This is a genomic window from Kingella potus (genome assembly GCF_900451175.1).
Classification (GTDB): Bacteria; Pseudomonadota; Gammaproteobacteria; order Burkholderiales; family Neisseriaceae; genus Neisseria; species Neisseria potus.
In genome coordinates this window covers 1,259,549-1,271,737 of record NZ_UGJJ01000001.1, presented here as the reverse complement: position 1 = coordinate 1,271,737, position 12,189 = coordinate 1,259,549, and the positions used below count along the sequence as shown (strand labels likewise).

The window sequence follows — 12,189 nt, the reverse complement described above, 5'->3', positions numbered from 1 at the left end:
CGCCGCGCCCCGACGCACAATATTTTGGAAAATCCGTTCCGCATTGCCTGTATTTTCCACAACCCGACGCACCGTAGGCGTTTGACGTTTGGCCGTTTCACTGTCAAAGGCCGTCTGAAAAACAGGATTCTGTCTTTCAGACGGCCTTTTGTTCCGGCATATACCGCTGCCGGCAGTTTGCAGTATTGCCAACCCTCTTATTTCCCAAACTGCAATGCAAACAAAGCAAGCGTTTTATACAGCTTAGGCATCTTGTCCGGATTCGGTATGGCCGCTGCGGAAGCAGTCGTGCAGGGTTTTACCCTCGGCGGTTTTCCATTCCAGCCAGCCGTCGGCATTTTTTCCGATAACCATAACGGCAGCATAGTTGGGGCTGCTGAAAGTGTAGTCTTGTTGCAGGCGGTATTGCTTTGGGTTGTGTTCTGCCAGCAGGCCGTCTGAAAGCCATTGCTCCCGAAGTTTGAGCAGGCTTTTGGGGGCATAGTCCGCATATTCTTTATTGATAAGCGAGCCGGCCAGCAGAGTGTCGATTTCGTCAAAGATGTTTTCACAGTCGGAGCGGATGGAATCAATCAGGTGGCGGGGGCTGTTACCCGCCGTACCGTTGTCGAGTGCAAGCCGTGCGGCGGTGTTGGCCTACGCTGGGAACAGCACAAATTAACGCTCATATAGTGGAACAAAATAACAAACCTGCGTCCTTGCGGCCTGTCTATTCTGTCCCGCTATATTTTTCATCCGCCATCAAACAATCAGGCCGTCTGAAAACGGGGTTTGGGCAGCACCCTGTTTTCAGACGGCCTGTCGGCTTTCAGACGGCCTTACAGCAGCCAGCCGCCGTCGTAATGTTCCAAAAACCCGCCAAATTCCTTCTGCGCACGGCGGATGGCGGCAGGATCCTGGCTTTCGAGTACGCGCTCAAACTGGGCAAGTGCATGGCCGATGGTTTGGCGTTGGTCGCCGAGATATTCCTCGTAAAGCCGTTTGGCTTTTTCCAAGAGATAAACGTTTTCCTGCTGCTCGCGCGGGTGGACTTTGAGTGCGGCGAGTTTGGCCAGCGAGGCTTGGATTTCGGCTTCGCTCAGATTCGCGCTGTTGTGGCGGAAGGTCTGGTTGGCACGGATGTCAAATTCGTCGTTGCTGATGTCCACATCGAGCAGGCCGTTGATGTCATAGCTGAAACGCACGTCGGCGTACACTTCGCCGGCGGGACGGGACGGGATTTTGATTTCCACGCTGCCCAACAGCAGGTTTTCTTTGGCAACAGCGGATTCTCCCTGAAAAACATCAAAACGGATGGCACTTTGGTTGTCGTAGGCGGTAACGTAACGTTCGGTGCGCGACACCGGAACAGGCATATTGCGTTCGATAATCGGCGAAAAGCGGCCTTCGATTTTTTCGCCGTTTTCCAAAAAGATGCCGGTTTCCACGCCCAGGGAAAAAGGCATCACATCGGTCAGCACCACTTCTTCCACGCTGGCATCGCGGGCGATTAAGGCGGCCTGTACCGCCGCACCGCGTGCGATGGCCTCGTCGGGATTGACGGATACGGTGGCGATGCGGCGGAACAGCTGGGCAATGCTTTGACGGATCAGCGGCATACGGGTGGCACCGCCGACAAGGATAATGCTGTCAATCTGTTCGGGACGCAGCTTGGCATCGCGCAGGGCGCGTTCCAACGGGCGGCGCAGGCGTGCCACCAGCGGCTTGGCAGCTTCGTAAAATTCGTCGCGGCTTATTGTGGCGCAAACCGTGCGGCCGTCGAGGCGGGCGGAGATTTCGGCCTGCATTTCCTCGCCCAGCCTGCGCTTGGCGGTTTCCAGCGTCTGCCACAATTCGCTGCTGACGCTGAGTTTGATGCGCTCTTCGTCGCTCAGCTCGTTCTTGCAACGCTGCAAAAAACAGTGGCGCAGCACCTGCACAAAGTCTTCGCCGCCGAGATGGTTGTCGCCCGCGCTGGCGGAAACCTGCACCACGCCGTCGAAATAGTCCAAAACGGACACGTCGAAAGTGCCGCCGCCGAGGTCGTAAATCAGAAAACGGGTGTCGTCGGGACGCTCCTGCAAGCCGTAGGCAAGGCCGGCAGCGGTGGGTTCGTTCAGCAGGCGCAGCACATTCAGTCCGGCCATTTGCGCGGCATTGCGCGTGGCCTGCCGCTGGATGGCGTTGAAATAGGCGGGCACGGTCAGCACGATGTCGCGCACGGCTTCGCCCAAAAAGGCCTCCGCATCCTCTTTAATCTGTTTGAGTACCAGCGCGGACAATTCTTCGGCACGGAAATTTTTGCCGCCGATGCGGAAGGTTTTTTCTGTACCCATAAAGCGTTTGAACGCCGAAGCGGTGGACTGCGGCGCGGTACGCAAACGCTCGCGGGCGGCGAGGCCGACCAGAATATTGCCGGCATCGTCGGCACTGACGACGGAAGGTGTCAGAAAATGGCCGAGGCGGTTGGGAATCAGGCGGGTTTTGCCGTCGAGAAACTGGGCAGCGAGACTGTTGGTGGTACCCAGGTCGATACCGATTTGCGGGGTCATGATTTCAGGTTGCGCCGTTGTGGACAAAGGGGCTTATTGTAAAGGCAGCGCAAAGGAATGGAAAGGACGGCGGCAAACGGCACAAGCCTGCCCGAGCAGCCAAAATGCCGTCAAACGTCCGGCATGACATATCGCGGAACAAAATAAAAAACCTACTGCGCTTTGCTGCTGCCTGTTCAACTGCGGCCTGGTATTTATTTTGTTCCGCCACCCGTCCGCACCTGAACAGACGGGATGCGGAATCGCGGCAAAACACCGTGTCCGCGCAGACGGAAATCTTTTTTCAGACGGCCTGTATCTTTCAGACGGCCTGCCTTACGCCGCACGTTTGCCGCCTGTCGGACTGCGCGGCGGCGGTTTTTTGCACGGACGATTTGCACAAAACCCTGCATCTTTGCCGAAGCAGGCCGGTTTTCAGACGGCCTGCCTTGTGCCGCCGCAGCGTTTGGGCGGCCTAGCTGTATATTTCCGCGCCTTTTTTCATAAATTCGATGGCTTTTTCTTCCATGCCTTTTTGTGCGGCGGCATAGTCGCGCACTTCCTGCGTGATTTTCATCGAGCAGAATTTGGGGCCGCACATCGAGCAGAAATGCGCCACTTTCGCGCCTTCGGCCGGCAGGGTCTGGTCGTGGTAACTTTCGGCGCGTTCGGGGTCGAGGCCGAGGCGGAACTGGTCGCGCCAGCGGAATTCGAAGCGGGCTTTGGACAAGGCGTTGTCGCGGAGCTGCGCGCCCGGCCAGCCTTTGGCCAAATCGGCGGCGTGGGCGGCGAGCTTGTAGGTGATGATGCCGGTGCGCACGTCTTCTTTGTCGGGCAGTCCCAAGTGTTCTTTGGGGGTAACGTAGCAGAGCATGGCCGTGCCGTACCAGCCGATATTGGCCGCGCCTATGCCCGAGGTGATGTGGTCGTAGCCGGGGGCGATGTCGGTAACCAGCGGGCCGAGCGTGTAAAACGGTGCTTCAAAACAGTGTTGCAGCTCTTCGGTCATGTTCTGCTTCACCCGTTGCAGCGGCACATGGCCGGGGCCTTCAATCATCACCTGCACGTCGTGCTTCCATGCTTTGGCGGTCAGCCCGCCCAGCGTGTGCAGTTCGCCGAACTGGGCGGCATCGTTGGCATCGGCAATGCAGCCCGGGCGCAGGCCGTCGCCGAGGCTGAACGACACGTCGTAGGCTTTCATGATTTCGCAGATTTCGTCGAAATGGGTGTAGAGGAAGTTTTCCTGATGGTGCGCCAGACACCATTTGGCCATAATCGAGCCGCCGCGCGACACGATGCCGGTGATGCGTCCGGCGGTCAGCGGCACATAGCGCAGCAGCACGCCCGCGTGGATGGTGAAATAGTCCACGCCCTGTTCGGCCTGCTCGATGAGCGTGTCGCGGAACAGTTCCCAAGTGAGGTCTTCGGCTATACCGCCGGTTTTTTCCAGCGCCTGATAAATGGGCACGGTGCCGATGGGCACGGGCGCGTTGCGGATAATCCATTCGCGCGTTTCGTGGATGTGTGCGCCGGTGGACAAATCCATAATCGTGTCCGCGCCCCAGCGCAGCGACCACACCATTTTTTCCACTTCTTCGGTCAGGCTGGACGTTACCGCCGAGTTGCCCAGATTGCCGTTGATTTTGACGCGGAAATTGCGGCCGATAATCATCGGTTCGAGTTCGGGGTGGTTGATGTTGGCGGGAATGATGGCGCGGCCGGCGGCGATTTCGCGGCGCACAAATTCGGGCGTGATCTGGTCGGGGTGCAGGGGCAGGTTTGCGCCGAAATGTTCGCCCGCGTGCTGTTTGATGATTTTGGCGTATTCGGGCCGTCTGAAAACCTCGTCCATCTTCATGCGCTCGCGTATCGCCACAAATTCCATTTCCGGCGTGATGATGCCTTGGCGGGCATAGTGCATCTGGCTGACGTTTCTGCCCGCTTTGGCGCGGCGCGGGCGGGTAATCTGGTTGAAACGCAGATGGGCGGTGGCGGGGTCGTGGGCGCGTTCGCGGCCGTATTCGCTCGACAGGCCGGCCAGAATTTCGGTGTCGCCGCGCTCGTCCAGCCACGCGCTGCGGATGTGCGGCAGGCCTTGTTTCAAATCGACAGGCGCATCCGGGTCGCCGTACACGCCGCTGGTGTCGTACACGGGAATCGGCGGATTGGGCTCGCGGCCTTTGCCGGTAACGGTGTCGTCTTGGCGGATTTCGCGCAGCGGCACGCGTATGTCGGCGCGGCTGCCGGTCAGATAGATTTTGTCGGAATTGGGATATTGGAAGCGGATGCCGATGTCGCGGCTCAGTTCATCCAGTTGCGCGGCTTCGCGGCCGTCTGATTTGCGTACCATAAAAAAACTCCTGTTTCTCGTTGCAAACAAGGAAACAGGAGCGGTTTGGCTTTCAGACGGCCTCCGGCACATTCTGCGGCACGAGGCCGTCTGAAAAAGTATCCGTGCTGAAAACTCCCCACGCAGGTATTATCCTGATCGGGTATAAGGGTGATTCTCAGCCGCGCTCTGCATACCGTAGCGCAGCACCCCTGTTTCGTGCCGCCGATTAAAACACAATTCGACACGGCGGGGCAAGCGGGCTTTGGCGTGGCCGTCTGAAAGTATATGAGCCAAAAGAAAAAATCTGCGGCATTTCTGCTCCTTGCCGTACTGTCGGCAGCCTGCTGTCTTACATCTTTTCTATATTTGCTCCACTTATTTTCAGACGGCCTTTGCTGCCAAAAGCAGAAAAATCCGTTTTTTATCGTTGCATACGGTAAAAAACCTGCCGCAGAAACGGCAGGTTTTATCGGAACAATCGGGCTTATGATTTGCGGGCGGGCAGTTTTTCTTTGATACGCGCCGCTTTGCCGGTCAGGCCGCGCAGATAGTACAGTTTGGCACGGCGGACATCGCCACGGCGTTTTACTTCGATTTTTTCCACGGCCGGAGAATAAAGCTGGAAAGTACGTTCCACGCCTTCGCCGCTGGAAATTTTGCGGACGATGAAGTTGCTGTTCAGCCCACGGTTGCGGCGGGCGATAACCACACCTTCGTAAGCCTGCAAACGGCTGCGTGTGCCTTCGACCACGCGCACATGGACGACTACGGTGTCGCCCGGCGCGAATTCGGGGATTTGTTTGCCCAAGCGGGCGATTTCTTCTTGTTCCAGTTGCTGGATGAGGTTCATTGTTTATTTCCTGAGTCTAATGGGATGACCCGTTGCTCTTGCTCGATTTTCCGCAAGAGGCGGGCTTCCTGTGGGATCAAACTGCGCCGTGCCAGCAAATCCGGCCGGCGCGCCAAAGTGCGTCGCAGCGATTGTTCCAACCGCCACTCGGCAATCAGGCCGTGGTTGCCCGAGCGTAAAACCGCCGGAACAGCCATGCCCTGAAATTCTGTCGGGCGCGTATAGTGCGGACAATCCAAGAGGCCGTCTGAAAACGAGTCCTGCTCGGCGGACTGTATGTCGCCCAATACGCCTGGAACCAGCCGCAATACCGCGTCCATCAGCATCATTGCGGGCAGTTCCCCGCCGGAAACGACGAAATCGCCAATGCCGATTTCTTCGTCCACACCGCATTGCAGCAGGCGTTCGTCTATGCCTTCGTAACGTCCGCACAGCAAAATAAGATCGGGCAGAGCCGCGAGTTCCGCCGCCTTGCCGTGGCTCATCGGTATTCCCTGCGGGCTGAGGTAAACCACCCTGCCCTTGCCGCTTTCTGTTTGCGCCTGCGCTGCTTGGATGGCGGCATAAAGCGGCGGGGCCATCATAATCATGCCCGGCCCGCCGCCGAAAGGCCGGTCGTCGATATAGCCCAGCCGGTTGTCGGCAAAGCGGCGCGGATTCACTGCCTCAAACCGCCATATACCCTGTTTGAATGCCCGTCCGGTTACACCGTAGCCGGTAATGCTGTCGAACATTTCGGGAAACAGGGTAACTGCTTGGATTTTCATTCAGTAGTCCGCAGCCCAGTCGGCGGTAATGGTGCGGGTATCCCGATTGATTTCGCCGACAAACTGCTCGACAAACGGGATCAGGGTTTGTCCGTCTTTGTGCTTCACGACCAAAATATCATGCGCACCGGTTTCCATCAGGCCGCTGACCGTACCGAGAATTTCCCCGTCAGGCGTGGCGACGGCCATGCCGACCAAATCCGCCCAGTAGTATTCGCCTTCTTCCGTTTCCCCAAAATCGCTACGGTTGATTTCAACAGTATAGCCGCGCAGCAGGTGCGCGGCATTGCGGTCGTCGGTGTTTTGGAATTTTACTTGGAGATCTCCGCCGCTTACTTTGCCGGCTTCCAAAACGGCGGAAACGGTTTTACCGTCTTTGATCAAACGCCATTCGGGGTAATCCAGCAGGCTGTCGGCGTATTCGGTATCGGCGGCGACTTTTACCCAGCCTTTGATGCCGAACGCGCCTTTGATGTAGCCCATGGGCACCCACTGCGTTTCCTGCGCCATGGATTAAGCGGCGGCCTGCTGTTCTTTGATCAGTTTGGTAACGGCATCGCTGACCTGCGCGCCTTGTCCGACCCAGTGGTTCAGACGTTCGCCGTTCAGGCGGACGCGTTCCTGTTTGTCGTTGGCAACGGGGTTGTAGAAGCCAACACGCTCGATGAAGCGGCCGTCGCGGCGGTTGCGGCTGTCGGTTACGACTACGCTGTAAAAGGGACGTTTTTTCGAGCCGCCTCGGGCCAAACGGATAACTACCATATTTATTTTCCTTAATTGTAGAGACACAAAGTCTGCCGGATATGCAAAGGCGCGGATTTTAGACTGTTTTGCCGGCGGCACGCAAGCGTTTGTTGCCCGGCAGGCGGTTTTTCCGGTGTTTTTCGCGTTGCAGGACAAGGCGGGCGGCGAGCAGCCGCGCATCGTCGGGCGAAGGGGATATTTTGAAGCCGAGCTTGGCCGCCAAGGCGGTCATGGCGGTATTTTCGGAGAGGATTTCGGCGCAGACGGTGCCGTAACCCTGTCTGCCCGCCCGACGTATCAGCTGCCGCATCAGGCAGGCAGCCAGCCCCTGCCCTTTCATGTCGGCTGCCACGGCAATACCGAATTCGCAGGCATCGGGAAACCGCAGGCTGGCGTATTGCGCCCAAGCTGCGATTTCGCCGCTGCCGCGCCATGCCGCAAGGGCGTAGTCACGGGCGTAATCGATCAGGGTAAAACGGGCAAGGCGGGCGGGCGGCAGTTCTTTCACCGCACTCATAAAACGGGTTTTGCGGTCGGCTTCGTCCATGCTGCGGACAAAACGCTGCAAGGCTTCGGCATCTTCGGGCAGCAGCGGGCGGATGTGGAGGATTTCGCCGTTGGCGGCGGCGAAGAAGCGGCAGTCCGAAAGAGGCGCGGCGGCAAACAGCGGTTCGGACGGCGGCGCATCGGCGGCGGCAGACAGATTTTCGCTGTACAGCAGCGCGTTTTGCGTGTCGGCACGGATGCGCAGCGATTGCAATTGCGGGAAACCGTAGGCGGCGGCATGGAGCGACAGCAGAAGCTGTTCGAATGCGGGGCGCAGGCCGCCGTTGCCGAAAAAACGGCTCAGGCGCAGGGCGTGGCGGGTGTCGAAGGGCGGAAGCAGCAGCAGCGTCTGCCCGCAGTATTGCGCTTCGAGTACCGCACCCTCGTGCGGCAGGACGGTGTAGGACAGCAGGCCGTCTGAAAAACCGTCTACCCCATACGGCGGCAGATGCAGCACGGCGGCCAGCTCTTCGGGATGCTCCGCCAGCAATGCGGCCTGGCGCAGGTCGGGCGGCAGGCAGGACGGGCGGCGCGGTTTGGCGGGGGTTTGCCTGCTTTTGTGCAGACGCTGCCAGGCCGCCTGCGCCGCGAGTGTCTGCACGGCCTGTTCTTCGCTGCGAAATGCCGACAGGCCGTCTGAAAACGCGCCGTCCGCTCCCGTATCCTGCGGCAGTACGGCATACAGCGGCGTTTCGCTGCCTTGCTGCAACTGCGCCAACTGCGCCGCCGTATCCGCATCGTGCGCCCGCACCAGCAGGGCGCGGCAGTTGCCGTCGGCCAGCGCGGCGGCGGCGGCATCGCGGATTTCCAACGGGTTGGCGCGGCGGGACAGCGCGGGCAGGACGTGCGCCCGCACGCCCGCAGCCTCTGCCATATCGGCCAGCCAGCCCGTTTCGCCGTCGGCAAGAATGTGTATGCCGCCCTGCCCCTGCCGGCGCAGCAGGAAGGCGGCGCGGACAGCCGCCTGCAACTCGCCCGGCGTGCGCACCGCCAACGCGCCGCACTGTTCCGCCAAACCGCGCAACAATGCGTCTTCATGCGCGTTCAGGCTTTGCGGCGCATACAGCACCACGTTTTTTTCCTGCGCCGCCTGCCGCAGGCTGCTGAAAAAAGCGGCGGGCTGCTGCTGCAGATACTGGCAGACCAGCAGACGGCTGTGTCCGTCCTCGCGGAAACGGTCGAGCCACGGCGCAACAGGCGACTGCGGCAGCAGATTGGCGGTAAAGGAAAAACCGACGGGTATGCCGTGCAGGCCGCGCAGCACGCCGCCGCAGAAACCCGGCTGCCGCCCGAGCAGCGCCACGCGCCCCGCTGCCGGAAAACTGCCGAAACAGCCGGCATAAAGCCCCGCCTGCGGCAGGTTGAAACCGTCGCCGCCGCACAGCACCAACTGCGTTTTGCCCGCGCCGCCCGCAGCCGCTTTGAAAAGTTTGGCGCATTGCGCGTCATCCGGCTCGCTGCCTTCGTCTGCCGCCAGCAGCACATACGGCACGCCCGAAGCGGCACAGGCCGCCACCACGCCCGCACGCGCCTCCGGCGGCACGGCAAGCACCGCCAGATCGGGCGTGTCGCTGATTTGCGCGACATGGGCAACGGCGGCCAGCCCGGCCACGGTTTTGCGGCGCGGGTTTACCGGCGTGAGGCGGCCGGCAAACGGGCGGTGCAGCAGCGCGGCGAAGATGCGCCCGCCCGCCGTTTCCATACGCGGACTCGCGCCGGCGACGGCAATGTGGCGGGCTTCAAACAGTTCGTGCAGCGGCAGGGGGGTCATGGCGGGTTTCCTGTTTGGCGGACGGGTTTCAGACGGCCTCCAAACTGTGGTAGGCCGTCTGAAAACAACGGCGGCAATCGTTCGGAGGCAGTACGGCAGCGGGCAAATGTGCGGCGGCAACGGTATGCCTGCCTGATGCGGCGGCATCCGTTTTCATGTTTTCAGACGGCCTTTATGCGTTTCGAGGCCGTCTGAAAAACAGTTCGGGCGGTATGGCTCGCTGCCGTTCTACGCCGGAAAAGCAGCGGCAGCAAACCGTGCGGCTGCGGATGTGCGCATATTTGGAAAAAAACAATGCTTGCGGCAGAAGCGGCTTTCGGGTCGGTTTGGTGTGTCCGGTTGGCGTTTTCAGACGGCCTCAAAGCATAAGGCCGTCTGAAAACAGGTTTACGGACTTCTGCAAAAAAGGTTTCAGGCTGCCCCGCACCATGCGGAAACCGACTGCGTGCGCGGCGGCCGCATATCCTGCGCTTGCCGCAGCGCACGCGGTTTTTTGTGCAGAGGCCGTCTGAAAACGGTTCAGGCCTCATCGCCGCTGCATTGCGCTTCCTCTTCGGCGAGGCAGCCGGCCAGACATGCGGCGAAGCCGGGTCGGGTGTCGCAACCGTCAAGCTCTTGCGGGGCACGGACGAAAGTGCCGTATCCGGCGGCAGCAAACCATGAAACTCCGCCTGTACGGGTGTCGAGAAAAACCACGCTTTCGGCAAATTCGGCCAGAAAAAACATAATGGTGCGGCAGGCCTGCATCGCGGCGCAGGCGCAGGGTTTCTTCGGTGATGTTCGGACGGTATGCGGCGTTGAAGGCGAAAAAGCCGATGCCGCCCACGCCGGTGCCGCCGCTGCAAAACGCTGCGGCGGCGGCGCAATCGGGCGCGCAGGTCGGCAGTTATGGCTTTCGGGTATGTGTGGCGTTTTGTGCAACCTTATCCCCGCGCAGGCGGGGCGGCACGGTGAAAAATATGCTGCGTAATGCGGCAGAGGCCGTCTGAAAACGGATTTACAGGTAGGGGGCAAGGGTGCGGCGCAGGATTCCGGTGTCTTCGACGGTGGTGATATTGGCCTGTCCGATGCGTTCGAGGCCGACGAAGCGCATGGTGCCGCCGCTGACTTTTTTGTCGTGGCGCATATGTGCGAGCCATTTTTCAAACGGGAAACGGGGCGGCGCGTCGGGCAGGCCGGCACGGCGGATCAGGGCGGCGGCGCGTCCGGTGTCGGCGGGGGTAAGGTGTCCGGTCTGTTCGGACAGGCGGCAGGCCAGCACCATGCCTGCGGCCACGGCTTCGCCGTGCAGCCAGTTGCCGTAGCCCATTTCGGCTTCGATGGCGTGGCCGAAGGTGTGGCCGAGATTGAGGTGGGCGCGGATGCCGCGTTCGGTTTCGTCGGCGGCAACGATGGCGGCTTTCATTTGGCAGCAGCGGTAAACGGTTTGCGTGAGGGCTTCGCTCTCCTGCGCCATCACGGCGGCAATGTTGTTTTCCAGCCAGTCGAGAAAATCCGCGTCGCCCAACAGGGCGTATTTGATGACTTCGGCCATGCCGGCGGAAAATTCGCGCGGCGGGAGCGTGGACAGGGCGGCAAGGTCGGCAATGACGGCCTGGGGCTGGTAAAACGCTCCGATCATGTTTTTGCCCAGGGGATGATTGACGGCGGTTTTGCCGCCGACGGAGGAATCGACCTGGCTCAGCAGGGTGGTGGGGATTTGGACGAAGGGTGCGCCGCGCTGGTAGGTGGCGGCGGCAAAGCCTGCGGTGTCGCCGATTACGCCGCCGCCCAGCGCGATAACGGTGGTGCCGCGCTCGGCATGGCGGCGCAGGAGTTCGTCGTAGATATGGTTGAGCGATTCGATGTTTTTATAGGCTTCGCCGTCGGGCAGGATCACGGAGAAGTGTTCGACGTTTAATGCATCCAAGGCCGTCTGAACGGATTGGAGATAGAGGGGGGCGACGGTGTCGTTGGTAATGACGGCGGCTTTTTTGCCGACATAGGGGGCGAGGTGTTGCGCGAGGCCGGCAAGAAGGCCGGAACCGATGAAGATGGGATAGCTGTGGGAGGGGGCGGCAACGGTGAGTGTGAGCATGGTTCAGTCCTGTAAGCATTGCAGAATGCGGGCAAGGGTTTTGCGGCAGTCGCTTTTTCCGGCTTCGACGACGAAATCGGCGGCGGCGCGGTAGATTGGGTCGCGGGTTTGGTAGAGGCTGCGCAGCTTGTCCAGCGGGTCGGCCACTTGCAGCAGCGGGCGGTTTCTGTCGCTGCGGGTGCGCTCGAGCAGGATTTCGGGCGCGGCGTGCAGGTAGACGACGGTGCCGCGCGCGCGCAGGCGCAGGCGGTTTTCTTCGCGCAGCACCGCGCCGCCGCCGGTAGCCAGCACGATGCCGGAGCGGGCGGTAATTTCGTCGATAACGGCGGCTTCGCGGACGCGGAAGCCTTCTTCGCCTTCCATTTCAAAGATGGTGGGCACGGACACGCCGGTGCGTTCGCAGATGGTTTGGTCGCTGTCGTAAAACGTGCGCCCGAGCTGCGCGGCAAGGCGGCGGCCGAGGGTGGTTTTGCCCGCGCCCATCAGGCCGATGAGGAAGATGTTGTTTTTCGCTGTGTTCATGGCAACTTATTTTAACCGAAAAATACGCGGCGGCACCTTTGCAAAATGCCGCAAGGTCTGCCGCCGCCTT

The 12,189-nt window shown here is 60.4% G+C and carries 12 protein-coding genes and 1 riboswitch; of the genes, 1 reads left to right on the top strand and 11 read right to left on the bottom strand.

The annotated features are described in order from the left end of the window. Positions 1-243: 243 nt before the first annotated feature. The 8 genes from DYE40_RS12920 to DYE40_RS05860 form a co-directional block, all read right to left on the bottom strand. Positions 244-468, bottom strand: coding sequence for a DUF4357 domain-containing protein (locus DYE40_RS12920; RefSeq protein WP_281270656.1), 225 nt, complete (start codon positions 466-468; stop codon positions 244-246). A 350-nt stretch (positions 469-818) separates the two neighbouring features. Beyond that, positions 819-2,531 carry a molecular chaperone HscC gene (locus DYE40_RS05890; RefSeq protein ID WP_115308143.1) on the bottom strand — a complete coding sequence of 571 codons (1,713 nt, stop codon included), beginning with the start codon at positions 2,529-2,531 and terminating at the stop codon, positions 819-821. Between the two features lie 454 nt (positions 2,532-2,985). Beyond that, positions 2,986-4,860: a phosphomethylpyrimidine synthase ThiC gene (thiC, locus tag DYE40_RS05885; RefSeq protein WP_115308142.1), complete on the bottom strand. Its 1,875-nt coding sequence runs from the start codon at positions 4,858-4,860 to the stop codon at positions 2,986-2,988. Between the two features lie 98 nt (positions 4,861-4,958). Then, positions 4,959-5,063: riboswitch (TPP riboswitch) on the bottom strand. 263 nt (positions 5,064-5,326) lie between these two features. Next, on the bottom strand, positions 5,327-5,692 hold the full coding sequence (gene rplS / locus DYE40_RS05880; protein WP_115308141.1) for a 50S ribosomal protein L19: 366 nt from the start codon (positions 5,690-5,692) through the stop codon (positions 5,327-5,329). Continuing rightward, positions 5,689-6,459 (bottom strand): tRNA (guanosine(37)-N1)-methyltransferase TrmD, encoded by a 771-nt coding sequence (gene trmD / locus DYE40_RS05875; RefSeq protein ID WP_115308140.1) that lies wholly within the window; start codon positions 6,457-6,459, stop codon positions 5,689-5,691. The genes rplS and trmD overlap by 4 nt, the downstream gene beginning before the upstream one ends. Then, positions 6,460-6,969: a ribosome maturation factor RimM gene (gene rimM / locus DYE40_RS05870; RefSeq protein ID WP_115308139.1), complete on the bottom strand. Its 510-nt coding sequence runs from the start codon at positions 6,967-6,969 to the stop codon at positions 6,460-6,462. A 3-nt stretch (positions 6,970-6,972) separates the two neighbouring features. Beyond that, positions 6,973-7,221: a 30S ribosomal protein S16 gene (gene rpsP / locus DYE40_RS05865; protein WP_115308138.1), complete on the bottom strand. Its 249-nt coding sequence runs from the start codon at positions 7,219-7,221 to the stop codon at positions 6,973-6,975. 58 nt (positions 7,222-7,279) lie between these two features. After that, positions 7,280-9,520 (bottom strand): bifunctional acetate--CoA ligase family protein/GNAT family N-acetyltransferase, encoded by a 2,241-nt coding sequence (locus DYE40_RS05860; RefSeq protein ID WP_115308137.1) that lies wholly within the window; start codon positions 9,518-9,520, stop codon positions 7,280-7,282. Here DYE40_RS05860 and DYE40_RS12570 point away from each other — a divergent pair. After that, entirely contained in the window at positions 9,519-9,656 is a 138-nt protein-coding gene (locus tag DYE40_RS12570) for a hypothetical protein (protein WP_172461224.1), read from the top strand. The genes DYE40_RS05860 and DYE40_RS12570 overlap by 2 nt on opposite strands. Positions 9,657-10,039: 383 nt before the next feature. Here the strand turns inward: DYE40_RS12570 and DYE40_RS05855 are convergent, their stop codons facing one another. From DYE40_RS05855 to DYE40_RS05840, 3 genes are all read right to left on the bottom strand, one after another. Further along, positions 10,040-10,246 carry a hypothetical protein gene (locus tag DYE40_RS05855; protein ID WP_115308136.1) on the bottom strand — a complete coding sequence of 69 codons (207 nt, stop codon included), beginning with the start codon at positions 10,244-10,246 and terminating at the stop codon, positions 10,040-10,042. 271 nt (positions 10,247-10,517) lie between these two features. Continuing rightward, positions 10,518-11,597 (bottom strand): 3-dehydroquinate synthase, encoded by a 1,080-nt coding sequence (gene aroB / locus DYE40_RS05845; protein ID WP_115308134.1) that lies wholly within the window; start codon positions 11,595-11,597, stop codon positions 10,518-10,520. Positions 11,598-11,600: 3 nt separating this feature from the next. After that, complete coding sequence (locus DYE40_RS05840) at positions 11,601-12,119, bottom strand: shikimate kinase (RefSeq protein ID WP_115308133.1); 519 nt, start codon at positions 12,117-12,119, stop codon at positions 11,601-11,603. Positions 12,120-12,189 lie beyond the last annotated feature (70 nt).

Bases quoted from the DNA above. Each gene is read 5' to 3' on its own strand.
- DYE40_RS05890 (WP_115308143.1), bottom strand. From the start codon at position 2,531: ATGACCCCGCAAATCGGTATCGACCTGGGTACCACCAACAGTCTCGCT.
- thiC (WP_115308142.1), bottom strand. From the start codon at position 4,860: ATGGTACGCAAATCAGACGGCCGCGAAGCCGCGCAACTGGATGAACTG.
- rplS (WP_115308141.1), bottom strand. From the start codon at position 5,692: ATGAACCTCATCCAGCAACTGGAACAAGAAGAAATCGCCCGCTTGGGC.
- trmD (WP_115308140.1), bottom strand. From the start codon at position 6,459: ATGAAAATCCAAGCAGTTACCCTGTTTCCCGAAATGTTCGACAGCATT.
- rimM (WP_115308139.1), bottom strand. From the start codon at position 6,969: ATGGCGCAGGAAACGCAGTGGGTGCCCATGGGCTACATCAAAGGCGCG.
- rpsP (WP_115308138.1), bottom strand. From the start codon at position 7,221: ATGGTAGTTATCCGTTTGGCCCGAGGCGGCTCGAAAAAACGTCCCTTT.
- DYE40_RS12570 (WP_172461224.1), top strand. From the start codon at position 9,519: ATGGCGGGTTTCCTGTTTGGCGGACGGGTTTCAGACGGCCTCCAAACT.
- DYE40_RS05860 (WP_115308137.1), bottom strand. From the start codon at position 9,520: ATGACCCCCCTGCCGCTGCACGAACTGTTTGAAGCCCGCCACATTGCC.
- DYE40_RS05855 (WP_115308136.1), bottom strand. From the start codon at position 10,246: ATGTTTTTTCTGGCCGAATTTGCCGAAAGCGTGGTTTTTCTCGACACC.
- aroB (WP_115308134.1), bottom strand. From the start codon at position 11,597: ATGCTCACACTCACCGTTGCCGCCCCCTCCCACAGCTATCCCATCTTC.
- DYE40_RS05840 (WP_115308133.1), bottom strand. From the start codon at position 12,119: ATGAACACAGCGAAAAACAACATCTTCCTCATCGGCCTGATGGGCGCG.